15 protein-coding genes are annotated in these 17,131 nt (G+C 28.4%); 1 reads left to right on the forward strand and 14 read right to left on the reverse strand.

What is annotated here, in order from left to right; all coding sequences use genetic code 11:
- Positions 1-13: 13 nt before the first annotated feature.
- From CHL78_RS11615 to CHL78_RS11630, 4 genes are all read right to left on the reverse strand, one after another.
- Positions 14-1,039 (reverse strand): sensor histidine kinase, encoded by a 1,026-nt coding sequence (locus CHL78_RS11615; protein WP_094366747.1) that lies wholly within the window; start codon positions 1,037-1,039, stop codon positions 14-16.
- Positions 1,036-1,707: a response regulator transcription factor gene (locus CHL78_RS11620; protein ID WP_094366746.1), complete on the reverse strand. Its 672-nt coding sequence runs from the start codon at positions 1,705-1,707 to the stop codon at positions 1,036-1,038. Before CHL78_RS11620 ends, CHL78_RS11615 begins: the two co-directional genes overlap by 4 nt.
- 134 nt (positions 1,708-1,841) lie before the next feature.
- Positions 1,842-3,752 carry an ABC transporter permease gene (locus CHL78_RS11625; protein WP_094366745.1) on the reverse strand — a complete coding sequence of 637 codons (1,911 nt, stop codon included), beginning with the start codon at positions 3,750-3,752 and terminating at the stop codon, positions 1,842-1,844.
- Complete coding sequence (locus CHL78_RS11630; protein ID WP_094366744.1) at positions 3,753-4,505, reverse strand: ABC transporter ATP-binding protein; 753 nt, start codon at positions 4,503-4,505, stop codon at positions 3,753-3,755.
- 246 nt (positions 4,506-4,751) lie between these two features.
- Between CHL78_RS11630 and CHL78_RS11635 the strand changes: the two genes are divergently transcribed.
- On the forward strand, positions 4,752-5,624 hold the full coding sequence (locus CHL78_RS11635) for a YitT family protein (protein WP_243446426.1): 873 nt from the start codon (positions 4,752-4,754) through the stop codon (positions 5,622-5,624).
- 72 nt (positions 5,625-5,696) lie between these two features.
- Here CHL78_RS11635 and CHL78_RS11640 read toward each other — a convergent pair whose 3' ends face one another.
- From CHL78_RS11640 to CHL78_RS11685, 10 genes are all read right to left on the reverse strand, one after another.
- Positions 5,697-6,911, reverse strand: a complete 1,215-nt coding sequence (locus CHL78_RS11640; protein WP_094366743.1) for a hypothetical protein — start codon at positions 6,909-6,911, stop codon at positions 5,697-5,699.
- Positions 6,912-6,921: 10 nt separating this feature from the next.
- Positions 6,922-7,749, reverse strand: a complete 828-nt coding sequence (locus tag CHL78_RS11645; RefSeq protein WP_094366742.1) for a hypothetical protein — start codon at positions 7,747-7,749, stop codon at positions 6,922-6,924.
- Positions 7,742-8,434, reverse strand: a complete 693-nt coding sequence (locus tag CHL78_RS11650; RefSeq protein ID WP_094366741.1) for an ABC transporter ATP-binding protein — start codon at positions 8,432-8,434, stop codon at positions 7,742-7,744. The genes CHL78_RS11645 and CHL78_RS11650 overlap by 8 nt, the downstream gene beginning before the upstream one ends.
- 13 nt (positions 8,435-8,447) lie before the next feature.
- Complete coding sequence (locus CHL78_RS11655) at positions 8,448-8,804, reverse strand: GntR family transcriptional regulator (RefSeq protein WP_094366740.1); 357 nt, start codon at positions 8,802-8,804, stop codon at positions 8,448-8,450.
- Between the two features lie 239 nt (positions 8,805-9,043).
- Positions 9,044-10,687, reverse strand: coding sequence for a potassium/proton antiporter (locus CHL78_RS11660; RefSeq protein ID WP_094366739.1), 1,644 nt, complete (start codon positions 10,685-10,687; stop codon positions 9,044-9,046).
- A 152-nt stretch (positions 10,688-10,839) separates the two neighbouring features.
- Positions 10,840-11,382, reverse strand: a complete 543-nt coding sequence (gene pgsA, locus CHL78_RS11665) for a CDP-diacylglycerol--glycerol-3-phosphate 3-phosphatidyltransferase (protein WP_094366738.1) — start codon at positions 11,380-11,382, stop codon at positions 10,840-10,842.
- Complete coding sequence (gene rimO, locus CHL78_RS11670; protein WP_094366737.1) at positions 11,369-12,703, reverse strand: 30S ribosomal protein S12 methylthiotransferase RimO; 1,335 nt, start codon at positions 12,701-12,703, stop codon at positions 11,369-11,371. Before rimO ends, pgsA begins: the two co-directional genes overlap by 14 nt.
- Complete coding sequence (gene mnmH, locus CHL78_RS11675) at positions 12,703-13,755, reverse strand: tRNA 2-selenouridine(34) synthase MnmH (RefSeq protein ID WP_094366736.1); 1,053 nt, start codon at positions 13,753-13,755, stop codon at positions 12,703-12,705. The genes rimO and mnmH overlap by 1 nt, the downstream gene beginning before the upstream one ends.
- A gap of 2 nt (positions 13,756-13,757) precedes the next feature.
- Positions 13,758-16,148, reverse strand: a complete 2,391-nt coding sequence (locus CHL78_RS11680; protein ID WP_094366735.1) for an FtsK/SpoIIIE family DNA translocase — start codon at positions 16,146-16,148, stop codon at positions 13,758-13,760.
- A gap of 128 nt (positions 16,149-16,276) precedes the next feature.
- A complete protein-coding gene (locus CHL78_RS11685) occupies positions 16,277-16,963 on the reverse strand; it encodes a ClpP family protease (RefSeq protein ID WP_094366839.1) in 687 nt (228 codons plus the stop codon).
- Positions 16,964-17,131 lie beyond the last annotated feature (168 nt).

Here is a 17,131-nt window from a genome sequence, read left to right on the forward strand (position 1 = left end):
ACGCCCTCTTTTTTTAATGATTATCTACATTTAGATAATCTATAATATTATAAAAATATATTTTAAACTCTGTATAAATACCTTTTTCAGAGTATACCTCTATCTTATGACCAAGTTTATCTATTATTTTTTTAGAAAAATAAAGACCCATACCTGTTGATTTGTAAATCTTTTCTCTTCCATTAGTTCCTGTAAATCCTTTATCAAATATTCGCTTTAAATCTTCTTTGTGTATACCAATCCCATAATCCTTAATTGATAATATCATGCAATTCTCTTCTTTAGTAGCCTTAAACTCTACCTTCCCGGTTTCTTTAGAATATTTTATAGCATTATTTATGATTTGATCTAGTATATATGACATACATTTTGAATCTGTATAAACTTGATAATCTAATTCCTTTATATCAATATCTATGTTATTTCTAATAAGAAGAAAGGAGTTATTCTTTATAGATTTTTTGATTATATCTACTAAATTAACTTTATTTATAAACATATCTTCAAATAGGCTTGTACTTCTACTACCATATAATATAGAATTTACTAAAAAATTTATTTTCTCGACTTGATTTTTTACACTTATGCTCTCATCAATGTTTTCTAGTCTATCTGTAATTATATTAAGTGATGATATAGGTATTTTTATTTCATGTACCCATTTAGCTATATACTCATCTAGTTCTTTTAGTGATTCTTTGTATTTTCTTATATCTTTATTATTGTTATTATTTATGCTTGATATAATATCTTTCATTATACGTTCTTCAAAAGAATCACCATAAATTAAGTATTCACTTATATCATTATTCTCCTCTATACACTCATAAATGCCTTTATATTTATTTAGCCATTTCCTATAATCTAAAATAAAAAACACCGCAATAATTATTATAAGAAGTATATCTAAGTAAATTAATTCTCCATACCTATCTTTAAATGAATTTAATGAAAATAAATATATATTAGTTATAGCAAGTATTATGAATATAAATGATATATACCTAAACTTATTTTTTATATACTCTATCATACTCATTGGATTATATATCCCATTCCCTTCTTAGTTTTAATCATATCATTAAACCCTATATCCTTAATCTTTCCTCTTAGTCTATTTATATTTACTGTTAAAGCATTGTCTGTTACAAACTCATCGCTATCCCAAAGAGACATCATAAGACTTTCCCTAGATACTACCTTATTTTTATTTTTTAAGAGACTTGTAAATATCTTTATCTCATTTTTTGTTAAATCTTCACACTTATTTTTATACTTTATAGTTCCTTTTTCTATATCAAATATTAAATCATCGTAATGCATAATACTACTTGAGTCACTATATTTATAAGCTCTTCTTATTATTCCTTTTACCTTAGTAACTAAAACATCTATAGAAAATGGTTTTGTTATATAATCATCCCCTCCGTTATTTATACCCATGATTAAATCCATATCCGAATCTCTTGATGATAAGAATATAATAGGTACATTTGAAATATCTCTTATTTTTTCACACCAATAAAATCCATTGTATAAGGGTAGGTTTATATCCATAATAACAACGTCTGGTTTTTTATCAATAAACTCTTCTAAAATTTTTTCAAAGTTCTCGATTAAATCAACATAAAATCCCCATTTTTCTAAAGCCAAAGATGTTTCTTTTGCTAAATCTATATCATCTTCTATCAGTAATATTCTGTTCATTAACCTCATCTCCATTCATTTTGCTATTTTATTTATACTATAAATAACTATCTCATGTAAAGATATTATATACACAACTATAATAAGAGACTCTTATGTTAAGAGTCTCTTTATTTATTAGTAAATCACATCTATTAATTACTATATTTTATTGTTTTTTTGAATTTATTTACTGAAATTACGCCAAATAATATAAATATTATAAAGCATATAACTAAACTTAATATATATATATTAAATAAATTTGTCATCAATAAATCTCCTGCCAGTCTAAGTGCGAAGTAGCTAGATATAGTGGCACTTATCATAGGTAATGCGTAAAATATAACTACTTCTTTTAGTATAGCTTTATTTATTTCTCTTTCTGTAGCACCTATTTTTATCAATATATTATATTTTTCTTTATCTTCATATGCATCATTGTATATTTTCATGTAAATTATACTTCCTGCAACCATTATGAACACTATAAATAAAAATACTAAAACTGCATAAGCAAATTTCATCCATTGGCTTTCATTTTGTGCTTTATATCCGTTTCGGATATAGCCATCTTTTATATTTAACTGCTTTTCAAGATTGTCAAACACCTCTTGGCTATTAGCTTCATTTTTTATTTTAGCACCATAAAAATATAATTGTTGTCCTTTATTTCTTAATTTTTCATATTCTTTATCATTAATAACTTTTATAGATTGATTAAATCCTGTACCTAAAACAGGAACTTTCACTTCACCTTTAGATATATTGTATTTCACTCCACCTATTTCTGCCATAAATTCTTTTTCAGCTACAGATGCTATTGTCTGAGGGCTTTTTAGCTCTATTATATCTTTTCCTTCAACTAATTCTTTGCCTAATTCTTTTATTGACTCTTCTTGACCATTTGCTTTAAGTATATTTACTAAATCACTATATTTCATCAATACATGGCCTAAATCTCCAATATATTTATTATTTTTATCTTCTATCACTGTTAATTCAGGATTTATAGAGTAATTTACTTCATTAGTATCCTTTATTATAGTTTCTATATTTTCCTGGTTAGCTTCATCTTTATTTGATGATACTATACTTACTGTATATATATTTCTTTGATCCTCGGCATTTTCTTGAATAGCCTTTATGGCAACAGCAGCTCCAAGTGTAGATATAGTAGCTGTTATTACTATAGAAATAATTGCATATGTTTTATAATTTTTGTTTAGTCTGTAATTAATATTATTTATTGCGATTATGTTTTCTCCATTAAATAATATCTTTTTATTCTTCATCAACATATTAAATATTACTGGTATTACAGATTTAAATAAACCATAAGTCCCAACTACTATTATTAATATAATAGGAACTATATCCATTATATTTCCACTTCTTATATCCATCGAAAGGTAATACCCATATACAATTATCGCTACTGATACTATTGCTAACAAATATAATAATAGACCCACCTTAGGTATCTTTTCTTGTTTCTTTGAAGCATTTATTAAATTAATTACACTACTTCTGCTTATAGTAACGAAACCTTTTATAGTCATAATTAAAAATATAGAAATAAATATTACACTAGCTGAAATTATTGCTTTTATACTAAAATCATTGGAAACATCTATTTCAAATCCTGACAGTTTTATAATTATAACTTGAAAAAATCTTGCTGATACTATGCCTATTGCTAGTCCCATTATACATGAGCTTATTCCTATTAGCATATTTTCAACAAAGTATATTTTACCTATTGTAAATAAATCTAATCCCATAAATGATAGTATACCAATTTCTTTCACTCTATTTTTAAAGAATACATTGGTCGCATACCATATAAAGAAAAATAAAAATATTGCTAATACTACTATTACAGATATAAGCATTGCTTCTGTAAATTTTCTATTTTCTCCTTGTAATACTTTTATAGTCTCACCATACTTTAGTATTTCAAAGTTGGTTAATACCACTACCGAAAATACCATTGATATAAAAAATGCCATATATGTTCTTAAGTTATTTTTAAAATTATTATAAGCAATACTAAATACACTCACTTACAATTCACCTCCCATAGCTGACAACATATCCATTATCTTTTGATAAAATTCCTTTCTACTTTCCCCTTTATTTAACTTACATTTTATATTTCCATCATTTATCATATATACTTCATTTGAGTAACTTGCGGTTATAGGGTCATGTGTAATCATTATTATAGTCGCATTATTTTCTTTATTTATTCTATCTAGCGAATCCAATAGCTCATATGCAGATCTAGAGTCTAATGCTCCTGTAGGTTCATCAGCAAATATTACTGATGGATTTGTAATTAAAGACCTTGCGGCTGCACCTCTTTGTTTTTGACCACCTGATAATTGATAAGGATACTTGTTTAGATGATTAGCTAGGCCAAACTTTTTAGCTATTTCTATGACTCTATCTTCTATTTCTTTACTTTTCTTTTTACCTAATGCTAGAGGAAGTGCTATATTATCCATAAGTGTCATGTTGTCTAAAAGATTATAATCTTGAAATATAAATCCGATTTTATCCCTTCTTAACTTAGATAATTCTTTATTTTTCACCTTAGACACATCTATTCCATCTAGTATTATCTCTCCTGATGTTGCTTTATCAAGAGTAGACATCAGATTAAGTAGAGTTGTCTTACCTGCACCTGATGGCCCCATTATTGATACAAAATCACCTTCATTGACCGTTAGTGATATGTTTCTCAGTACGTTAGTTTTAAATCCTTTTATTCCATAATCCTTTGATACATCTTTTATTTTTAATATTTCTTTCATAAAATTCCCCTCCGCATTTATTTGTTCTTTGTTTTCTATATTTATATTTTAAACTTTTTTAGTGATTTATTCCTTATACTAAGGTTACTTTTTAACCTCCAATGTTACGTTTTAGTAACATTGAAGACCATAGTTCATGTAGTTACTTTTTACTAATTTTATGACCTTTAAAATATTCACGAATCATATAAGCTATACCTGATTAATATTATGTATTATAAATATATTTATTAAGGAGAAATATACATGAGAAATAAAGATGTGTCTATAGGAAAAAGTTATGACTATATTTTTAGGTGTATGTTAATGGTATTTGGTATATTTTTATGTGCAATGGGTATAAATGCTTTTCTAACTCCAGCTAAGCTTCTAAGTGGAGGGGTTGCTGGAATCGGTGTAATTCTTCATACAATATTTGGAATAAATCAAGGTGTAAGTACATTCCTAATTAACATACCAATATTTATAGTCGGGATAAAATATTTAGATAAAGATTTTTTAATAATGAGTTTTATAAATATGTTTTTATTCTCTTTTGCACTTGGTGTAACTCAGGATTTATACAAATACGTACAGATTAATGATACTATGATTCAATGTATATATGGTGGTTTACTCAATGGTGCTGGTATGGGATTGATTTTTAAATCTCGAGCCTGTGTAGGTGGATTAGATATAATTGCTGCAGCACTAAAGAAACAATTTAATATTGAAATGAAAAATACATTTGTTACTGTAAATTTGTTTGTTGTTAGTGCTGGAGGACTTTTATTTGGATTTAAGTTATCACTTTATACTTTAATAGCAATGTATCTAGCATCTCATACAATGGCAATAGTCAAAGATTCTTTTAATAGTCAAAAATCAATAATGGTAGTATCCGATTACGATGAGGAAATAGCACATTACATAATGACTAAATTAAGAAGAGGTGTTACATATTTAGAAGCAGAAGGAGCTTACACACACCATAAGAAAAAATTATTATATTGTATTGTAAAAACTAGCGAAATAGCTAAATTTAAAGAATTGGTTTATTCTGTTGATGATAAAGCTTTAATATGTATAAATGATGTAAATGAAGTAAAAGGTGGAGGATTTAAAGGTAAATTTTTATAAGAAAAAGGAGGGAGTCGCGAAACACGACTCCCCACCTTTTTCTATCTAAATATTCATAGATTATTATTTATTTTATACTTCTTCATTTTTAAGTATATAGTTCCCTTCATAATAACCAGACCCTTGAGAATACTCTCCTACATATAGTAACTTCTTAGTTTTTTCATCAAATACTGCTATACTATCTGCATACTCTCTATCTTTTGTTCTTACTTCCTGCTTATCAATCTTATGTGACTTTAGTGTTACATAAAGTTTATTATCCACTACTCTAAAATTAGTTGCATCGTTAAATCTATTCAATTTATCCATTTCATACACTACATTGTCATTTAATATATCTCCAGATTTTAAATCAATAGTAGTTAAGTGAAGTGCTATTTTGTCTTTTATATCTTTATTAGTATATAGTAAGTTTAATTTGTTATCTTCAACTGAACTCTCATATAAAGACATATCTGTTTCTAGACTTATTTCTGTTTTTATAGTCTCAACTTTTTGACTTGCTAAGTCATAATAAGCTAAATTATATTTTTTAGTTTCTTTATTTTCCATTTTAAAATAAATCTTATTGTTATTTACAAACATGCCATCTTCCACTACTTTGTATTTTCCATTTTCATTAAATTCAGTCTTAATATCTAGTTCTTTTACTTCTTTATTATCTAAATTTATTTTATAGAATTTAATAAAATCTCTACCTTCATCTACTATTTCACCACTGTCATTATATAATATACCATCTACGCCATGTACTACCAGGTATAGATCATCTTTATATTTAGCTATTATGCTTTTGTAGTTACTGTTATTGGATTGTTTAAATTTTGTTGGGAGTTTTATATCTACTTCTGTAGTTTTATTTGTTTTTAGATTTTTCTCATGTATAGTAGTCATAATGTATACATCCTCATTGTCATAGTATTCATCAAGGTAACCTATATATCCTATACTATCATTAGTTTCATAATAATTATTATCGCTTATAACGCTATTTCTAAGGAAAGTTCTATTTTCATTAGATATTTTTGAATAAACCTCATTTGAATTTGCTAACTGCTTACTATTATTATTTACTTCATAATTATCTTTATATAAAGTTATAATCTTTGTTGAGTAGAATCCCAATCTTTCTTGTGATAATATAGTTACATCACCTAAAGAATTTCTATCTCCATTTATATCTTTTAATTTATCTTTTGGAGAATTTGAATTTATAAGTATACCTAGTACTATTATAGAAGATAATGATAATCCTAAAGCTATTCTTGATATTTTTTTATTCATAATTTACCTCCTATAAATATACCTTTTTATTTAATAATTTATTTGATAAATACATAGATCCAGCAAATATCACTGCATAATACGCTAGATGCACTTTTAATAATATATCTGTATATATTCCATAATATCCTGATAAGAAAATATATAACATAATTACAGCTCCAATATATATAATTCCTAAGAAAACTCCAAGTTTTTTATAACTTCTTTGAATAAGTACTCCTGTAAATATAACTACTACTGCTAATATTACCCCTAAAAAATCTATCATTATAAATGTTGATATACTAGGTGATATTAATTTCATTAATGTTATGTTATTATAAAGTATTGTACTAAATACATCTGTAAAACCTTTATTATTTATATTTAATACTATTTTTAATATACTTAAATCGATAAACCAAAATAGAACTTGAAATGATATAACTAAAAATATTAAAGTTACAATAAGTAAAAGCTTAGATATATATATATTAAACCTTGGTTGCGGAAGCATAAATAATGCAGCTATTGTTTTATTTTTTGAGTAATAATCTCTATACCATATTACAAGTGCATAACCTAAGCACATTAATATTGCTATTGCAAAAGTAAATGTAGTCATTGAAGCTAACTCATTAATTAAATAATGATATACATAAGTTAACCCTTTACTACCTCTTAAAATATCTAGACTTTTGTTTACTCCTTCTTGAAGTGCTATACTCCTAACTACATTATACATACTAAGAACGGTCGCACCTATATTGGCTACAAGTAATAATCCTAGACATGCAAAAAATATTTTGTATATTCTCTTAAACTCCATATCATATAAAGTTAATATATTATTCACCTTTATATACCTCCCTCATTTTATCTACTATTGACATCCCCTCATTTTCCCTAACTTCTTCTGCATTAAATATTAAAGAAATTTTACCTTCATCTATTAAAATAACCTCATCAGCTAACATTTCTATTTCACTTATTTCATGAGTTGTTAGTATTATACTTTGCTCATCATTTATGTATTTTGTCATGACGGCTAAAAACTCTTCTCTTTTAAATATATCTATACCTGAGAATGGTTCATCAAGTAATGTGTATTTTGCATTTTGCGCAAATCCTAATATGATTTTTACTCTTCCAATATTTCCTTTTGAAAGCTTTGATATTTTCCTATCATCAGTTAAGTCAAACATTTCAAGCATTTCATATGCTTTTTCATTATCCCAGTTTTTATAAAAGATCTTCATAAATTCAAAACTTTCTTTTATTGTGAATTGAGAAAAGTTTATATCAAAGTCTGGAACAAAAGCTAATTTATCATAAATTTTATAACTTAGTTTTTCTCCATCAATTAAAACTTCTCCCTTATCCGGTTTTACAAGACCTGAAATTATTTTTAGTGTTGTTGATTTTCCAACACCATTGATTCCAAGTATACAAGTTATTTTTCCCTCTTCTATGTTAAAAGATATATTATCCAGTGCTTTTATTCTTTTATATCTCTTGGTTACATTTTTTACTTCTATCAATTAAGTTTCCCCCTTAATAATTATCGTTTATTATTTTTAATATTTCTTCTTTTTCCACATTTATAGCTTTCATATTTTCTATAAATACTTGCATTGACTCCTTTATAAGTTCTGATTTTATGTTATTTATTATATTCTCATTAGTTGTTATACTACTTTGATAACTTTTTATTGTATTTATAATCCCCATATCTTCCATCTCCTTATATGACTTTTGAACTGTATTTGGATTTACCTTTAAATTTACAGCCATCTCTCTTCTTGAAGCTATAGTATCACCTGGATTTAGCTCTCCCCTTACAATCTTTTGTTTTATGTATCTTATTATTTGTAGATAGACTGGCTCTCTATCGTTGGGTATAAAATTCATATATTCACCTCCGTATTACCGTACTAGTTCAGTAGTACAGCTATAACTGTATTATATTAGTAATACGGTTATAGTGCAAGTATTATTTTCAGAATTTATATTTAACTGCACAAAATAAGATCCTATATATAGACATATTATTTCGTGTCCATTATATAGGATCTATCTTATAGTATTTTACAGATTTTTTATTTAAGCGCTTACTTTAGATCAGGAAATCAACACTATACTTTGTTAGTTTATATAATATTTAAACTATCTATAATAGTAAAGTCATTTCCAGTTATAACTAATATATCTTCAGGAAGAATGATTGTATTTCCATTTGGGACTAATACTTCACCCCTGCGTTTTATCATTACTACAAGAATATCTTCTGGTATATTAGCATTCATTATTTGTTTATTTGCAATATTACTATTTGTAGAAACCTTGATTTCCATTATTTTTGCACTTTTTTCTTCTTTATATTGGCTTAGTTTCTCAAAGTTATTTCCTGTTACAACTAAAACATCCTCTGGAAGTATTACTGTAGAGCCATTTGGAACTAATACGTCACCCCTGCGCTTTATCATTACTACAAGAATATCTTCTGGTATGTTAGCGTTCATTATTGATTTATTTGCAATATTACTCTTCTCATCTACTGTTACTTCTATTAACTTAGTATTATTTTCTTCTTTGTAGTCATTAAACGTCTTGAACACTGAGGAATCATCGTCTATTAGGTCAAGCTTTCTAGCTACAGTAGGTATAAGTGTTCCTTGGACTGCAACAGAAAATAATGCTATAAAAAATATTATATGAAAAATATCATTTTCAATATTTACATTGTAGGTAACTGCATATATAGCAAAAACTATTGATGCTGCTCCTCTAAGACCTACCCAAGAAATAAAAATCTGTTGTTTTAATGGCACTTTGAACCAACTTAATATACTAAAGGTTGCAATTGGTCTTGCTATAAGAATCATAAATATTGATATTGCTATACCTTGTATCATTACTGATGGTATTTTAGATGGGAAAGCTAATAATCCCAATAAGAAAAATAGCATGATTTGCATAATCCACGATACTCCATCAAAGAATTGGAATATACTCTTTTTATGTGGCACTTTACTGTTACCTATAATAATACCTGAAATATATACACTTAAATATCCATTTCCACCTAAGTACTCACTTAATGAATAAGATAATACTGCAATTGCAGTAATAAATATTGTGTAAAATCCTTCTATCTCAAAATTTACATTCTTTAATAAATAAATAGTTAACTTTGATAATACAATTGCGCATATAACTCCTGCTACAACCTGATTTAAAAGCATAGGTAGTATTGTACTATGATCAATGTTGCCCATCAATCCCAATGTAATAATAGTTAACATATATGCAAATGGATCATTACTTCCACTTTCAATTTCTAGTATTGAAGCGATGGATCCTTTTAAGTTTAGTTTTTGAGAACGAAGTATTGCAAAGACCGAAGCAGCATCTGTTGATGCAACTACAGAACCTATAAGTATACCTTCAAGTATATTGGTATCTAGAACCTTTACACAGAATAATCCTGTCAAACCGGCAGTAATAACTACTCCTAAGGTTGACATAAGTACTGACTGAACAGCTACTGGCTTTGCCATATTCCAGTTGGTACCAAATCCTCCATAAAACATTATAAAAACTAGTGCTAATGAACATATTTGCTTTGTAAGTTCATAATTATCAAAATATATTCCTACAATACCATCAGAACCAAATACCATTCCTAAGGCTATGAATATTAATAAAATAGGTACACCAAATTTATATAATATTTTACTTGATGTTATACATATTAATAACACTAATGCACTAACAATCATTAAGTCTATCAAAAAATCCCTCCTTAATAAAGTTTATATAATATTCTTCTATTATATAATATATGCTAACATATGTGTATTCTTATGCTTATTAATTTAATAGTTTTATTTTTTACAATAAAAAAAGAGGGGGTCGTGAAACACGACTCCCCCCTCTATCTAAATTATTTACTTTCCATAAATAATTCTTTGTTTTTGTATAAGTACTCAAATCCTGAATATAAAGTGATTAAAGTCGCTACTAATATAAGTACTCCACCTACTAAAAGTATTGTAGAGTTATTGTATTGAGCTCCTAGTAACAATACTACAACTGATAACATTTGAGTTATTGTCTTTATCTTTCCACCACCACTCGCTGCTATTACTTTACCATCAGCTGCTGCTATGGCTCTAAGTATACTTACAGTAAGCTCTCTTGACACTATTATTATTACCATCCAAGCTGGTACTAGACCTACCTCTATCATACAAGTTAAAGCTGCAATTACTAATAACTTGTCTGCAAGTGGGTCCATAAATTTTCCAAAATCAGTTACTAAGTTATGCTTTCTTGCAATATGTCCATCCATTGCATCTGTTATTGATGCAACTATGAATATTATACATGATATTAAATACTTAGACTCAATGTTTGAAAGCATCATGATTATAAATACTGGTATTAAAAATATCCTAAATAAAGTTAATTTATTAGGCAAGTTCATTCATTACATCCCCCATCAAATCATACTCTAAAGCATTGTTTATTTTAACCTTAACAAAGTCTCCTACGTTAAGTTTAAGACCTGATTTTACATAAACTATACTGTCTATCTCTTCAGCATCACCTTGAGTTCTTCCCATATAAACCTTGTCTTCTATTTGCTCTTCTATTAATACTTCGTACACATTTCCTACTTTAGCTGCATTAAGCTCTTGAGATATACCTTGCTGAACCATCATTAAAGAGTCTCTTCTTTGTGCCTTTACTTCTTCTTCTATATGACCTGGAAGCTTATCTGCTGCAGTTCCTTCTTCTCTTGAGTAAGTAAATGCACCTAGTCTATCAAATCTAGCAACTTTTGCAAACTCTATTAATTCTTCAAAGTCTTCATCAGTTTCACCTGGGAATCCAGTTATTATTGTAGTTCTTAAAGTTGCATCTGGTATATACTTTCTTATCATTTCTATTTTATTTAAGATATCTTCTTTAGTTGTGTGTCTGTTCATTAATTTTAATATATTATTACTTGCATGTTGCACTGGCATATCGAAGTAGTTACATATAGTATCATGTTTTTTGATAACTTGAACTAATTCTTCAGTTATTGATTCTGGATATGAGTACATTATTCTTATCCATTTTATTCCTTCTACAGTTGCAAGCTCTTCTAATAACTGTGGTAATACAGCTTTTCCATATATATCAGAACCATACATAGTACTATCTTGTGCTATAACTACAAGCTCTTTTACTCCTCTAGCTGCTAAGTCCTTAGCTTCTTTAACTATATCTTCTATTTTTCTACTTCTTTGCTTACCTCTTAACTTAGGTATTATACAATAAGTACAGTGCTTATCGCATCCTTCACTTATTTTTAAGTATGCCATATGACTTGGAGTAGATACATATCTTGGAAGATCTTCGTTGTATGCAAATTCTATATCATTAAGACTTACTATATGATTTTCTTTTTCTAGGTTTGCTATTATCTCGTCTATTTGTTGGTAACTTCCTGTTCCAACTATTGCATCTATTTCCGGTATTTCAGATTTTAACTCATCTGAGTATCTTTGTGCTAAACATCCTGTTACTATTAATAATTTTAAGTTTGCAGTTTCTTTTAATTCTGCAAGTTCTAATATTGTATCTATTGATTCTTGCTTTGCAGATTCTATAAACCCACAAGTGTTTACTAGTATTATGTCTGCCTCATCAAAATCTCCAACTAACTTGTACCCTTTTCTATTTAGGATACCCATCATTATTTCTGCATCTACTAAGTTTTTCGAACATCCTAGTGATTCTAGTGCTACTTTTAACATTATATTGCTCCTTCCACTGCTGCCTTATGAAAATCTATACTTTCCTTTAAAGCTTTCTCTTGATTATCAAAATTTATTGTCTGATTATATTTATACTTATCTACTGAGTGCATGTATAATGGGTCGTAGTACTCTACTAAGTACTTTTCTACTAGTTCATCATACTTTCCTTCTTCTAGTAAGCCAATATATCCGTCTACCTTATTGTTACCTAATCTTTTTCTAAACTTGCTTATACATTGATTTAATACTTCAATATTTTCTGGTCCTTTTCCATCTATATAATCTCTACAAAGTCTCTTTACTCTGTTTTCAAGACTACACTCTAGAAGTATATGATACCCATCTCTTACTATTGCATCATATATTTCACTTGGAATAAGTACGTGCCCTACTCTTTTACTTTCACTTTCTATAAATATATAGTCGCTCTTTGAGTAAAATAGTTTTTCAAATATCTTAGTTTCAAAATTCTTTTGAGATGGCGGTTTTTCATCAAAAGCTATAAATCCAAATGTTGAACCACTATTCTTTGCAATTCCTTCTAAGTCTATGTTATCTATATTTTCGTCTTCTAATAATTTTAAAAGGTCAGTCTTTCCTGCTCCTGTTAATCCATGAACAACTATGAAGTTTTTAGTGTCCATTATATTTCCCAGGTAATCTAAAACATAATGTCTATAAGACTTATATCCACCCTCTAATTGATATACATTTACCCCTAGAGATGACAGTAGATTAACTACACTACCACTTCTCATTCCACCTCTAGCACAATATATCACTATATTGTCGTATTCACTAGCTAGTGCTGTAGCCTGTACATACATATCTTTTAACTTATATGAAACATAATCGAATCCTTTTTGTATAGCTTCATGCTTACCTAAAGTCTTATATATTGTACCTACTTCGTTGTGCTCATTATCTTTGAAAAGAGGCATATTAAATGCCTCTAATATATTATCCTCTTTGTGTTCTGCTTCTGTTCTTACATCTATAAAAATTACATTTTCAAGTTTTAAAGCATTTTCTACTGATATTGTTTTCAATTTTATTCACCTTCTAAGTTTTGTAAGTCTTGTTTACTTATTAATACCTTTCTAGGTTTGCTTCCTTCACTTGGACCTACAATCCCTCTTTCTTCCATTGAGTCTATAAGTCTTGCTGCTCTATTAAATCCTATCTTAAACTTTCTCTGAAGCATAGAAGAAGATCCTTGTCCACTTTCTACAATAAATTCGATTGCCTCACTTAGTAAGTCATCTTCATCACTAGTTTTTGTAATAGCAGTCTTAGCTATAGTCTCCATGATACTCTCTTCATACTTAACTTCATCTTTAACTTGATTTTTTACGAATTCGATTACTCTTTCCGATTCATTTTCTGAGATAAATGCCCCTTGAAGTCTTACTGGCTTAGCTGCGCCTAGTGGGTAGAATAACATATCTCCCTTACCTAGTAACTTCTCAGCTCCACCCATATCAAGTATAGTTCTTGAATCTGTTTGAGATGAAACAGCAAAGGCAATTCTAGATGGAATGTTAGCCTTTATAACTCCTGTGATTACGTCTACCGATGGTCTTTGAGTTGCAACTATTAAGTGCATACCTGCTGCTCTTGCCATCTGAGCTAATCTACAGATATAGTCTTCTATATCATTTGCACTTACCATCATTAAGTCGGCAAGTTCGTCTATTATTATTACTATCTTTGGAAGCTTCTCTTCAGATTTTTCGTTATAGCTTGTTATATCTTTTACTTGTGTTTCTGCAAATAGCTTGTATCTTCTATTCATTTCTACTACTGCCCAGTTAAGTGCATTTGCAGCTTTTTTAGGGTCAGTTACTACTGGTATTAATAAGTGCGGTATATCATTGTAGTTTGCAAGTTCTACCACCTTAGGGTCTATAAGAAGTAATTTTACTTCGTCTGGATTTGCTTTGTATAATATACTACTGATTAAAGTATTTACGCACACACTCTTTCCAGAACCTGTTGATCCTGCTATAAGTAAATGTGGCATCTTACCTATATCACCTATTATTGGCTTTCCAGCTACATCTTTTCCAAGTGCCATTGCAAGAGGTGATTCAAACTTTTTAAATTCTTCACTTTCTAATACTTCTCTTACAGTTACCATTTGAGGCTCTTCATTAGGTACTTCTATACCTATAGCGCTCTTTCCCGGTATTGGAGCTTCTATTCTTATACTCTTCGCTGCTAAGCTAAGTGCTATATCGTCAGTTAAGTTAACTATTTTGCTTACCTTTACTCCTGGACTTGGCTGTATTTCATATCTTGTTATAGTAGGTCCTACTGTAACTTGATTTACTTTTGCTTCTACTCCAAAATCTGATAATGTCTTCTCAAGTAATGATGCATTTTTTAATACTCTCTTCTTTCCATTATCATCAGATTTTTTGTCTAATTTATTTAAAAGATCTAGTGTAGGTTTTTTATAATTGGCATATGATTCAACCTTTATATCTAATGGTTGAGTTCTTTCAAGTCCAATTTTCGTATTAGATGATACTTCTTTAGCTTTAGGAGTATTATCTACCTTATTATCTTTATTGACATTTTGTAGTTCTTTTAATACCTCTAACTCTGACATACTTTGAGTACCTTCTAGTATTTCTAAGTATTCATCTTCAGCCTTATTAAATCCTACTATTTTAATAGTTTTATCATCTATTGCATCTTCTACATTTGTTTTATCTTCTTCTTTAGAATTATTCTTTGATTTTGACATAACACCTTTTAAGAAACTTTCTTTTTTGACTACTGTATTTTCATCGACCTCATCAGTTATCATATTTAAAGCAGAGTCTTTTAAATTTGACATCTTATCTTTAAACGTTAAGTTTTCTTTAGATGAATTATTTGCCGTTGCTTTTATATTGCTTATTAAATCTTTAATAGATATATTAAATGTAAATAATACTGCTATAAAAAGTGCAAATATACTTATAAGCCATCCACCTGTTATTCCAAATACCTGTTTGATATAGTATGTGATAGTTGTAGCTACTAATCCACAACCTTCTCCATTTGCTCCCATTTCCATTACTGGTTTAATCATCTCTGGACTAATCGGACTGTCAACAGGCAGTGTTCTCGAATTTAATAACCCATAAAACACAAATATAAACATTATACCTAAGTAATATGTCTTGGTATTTTTTAATCTATATATGTATTCATTTCCATCAAAGAAACCAAGTATTCCACTTATAATTACCATAAATGGTATGAAAATCGAAAGCCCCCCAAACAAACCTTTAAATATAGATTGGATAAAAGTACCAATCCATCCCATTGAGTTTGAATTTAGACCGTATAATAAAAATATACCTACAAATATTGTTACCAAATTGTGATATTCTGAATTAAAGTTTAACTTATTATCTTTTTTCTTTTTCTTCTTCTTTTTACTAGCCACCAATCTCACCTCTTGTATTCTAATAAGTTGCCATTCATAGCAAAAAGTGCTAATGCCTTGACACTAACACTTTTGCTTATAATTTTTAATTATAACATATAACGTATTATTTAAACAATTTATTTATTTTACATGTCTTTGTTAGTATTTTCTTCATTACCTTCTTTAATTAACTCTTTTAATTTGTTTAATGCATCTTTTAGACCGCCAACCTCATCAATAAGACCACATTCTACTGCATCTTTACCTATAAGAACACTACCCACATCAGTAACTAAGTCTTCTTTTTCATGCATTATTCTATTTAACTCATCTTTATCGATTTTAGATGTTCTTGTTATGAAGCTTGATATTCTGTCTTGCATCTTTTTAAAATATTCAAATGTTTCATTGACACCTATAACAAGTCCGTTAGTTCTTATTGGATGAACAATCATAGTTGCTGTTGGTGCAATAAATGAATAGTCTCCTGCAGTGGCAAGAGGTACTCCTATGCTGTGACTTCCTCCAAGTACTAAAGTTACTACTTTTTTAGAGATACTATTTAAAAGCTCTGCTATTGCAAGACCAGCTTCTACATCTCCTCCTACAGTATTTAAGATTACTAGTACTCCTTTTATTTCTTCACTTTCTTCTACTGAATATATCATGGGTATTATATGTTCGTATTTTGTAGCTTTCTTTTGAGGATTTCCTACGAAGTGACCCTCAATTTCTCCTATTATTGTTATACATTGTATGTTTTTTGGAGGTTGAGGAGGCATACCAGGAACTCCCATCTGCTTAATATTTTGGATTTCCTCTTCTTCTTGCATTGAATCATCCTCATCAGGATCTTCTTGTTGATTTTTTATATTGTTATCTTTTTTAGGATTATTATTTGAACAAAACTCTATATAATTTTTATGTATCATATCATCTTCATAATATCTCATTGTTATGCTCCTCTCAGATTACCTTTTTAAGCTAGTTTTCCCATGTAT

Source organism: Romboutsia weinsteinii (genome assembly GCF_002250835.2).
In the GTDB taxonomy this organism is placed as follows: domain Bacteria; phylum Bacillota; class Clostridia; order Peptostreptococcales; family Peptostreptococcaceae; genus Romboutsia_A; species Romboutsia_A weinsteinii.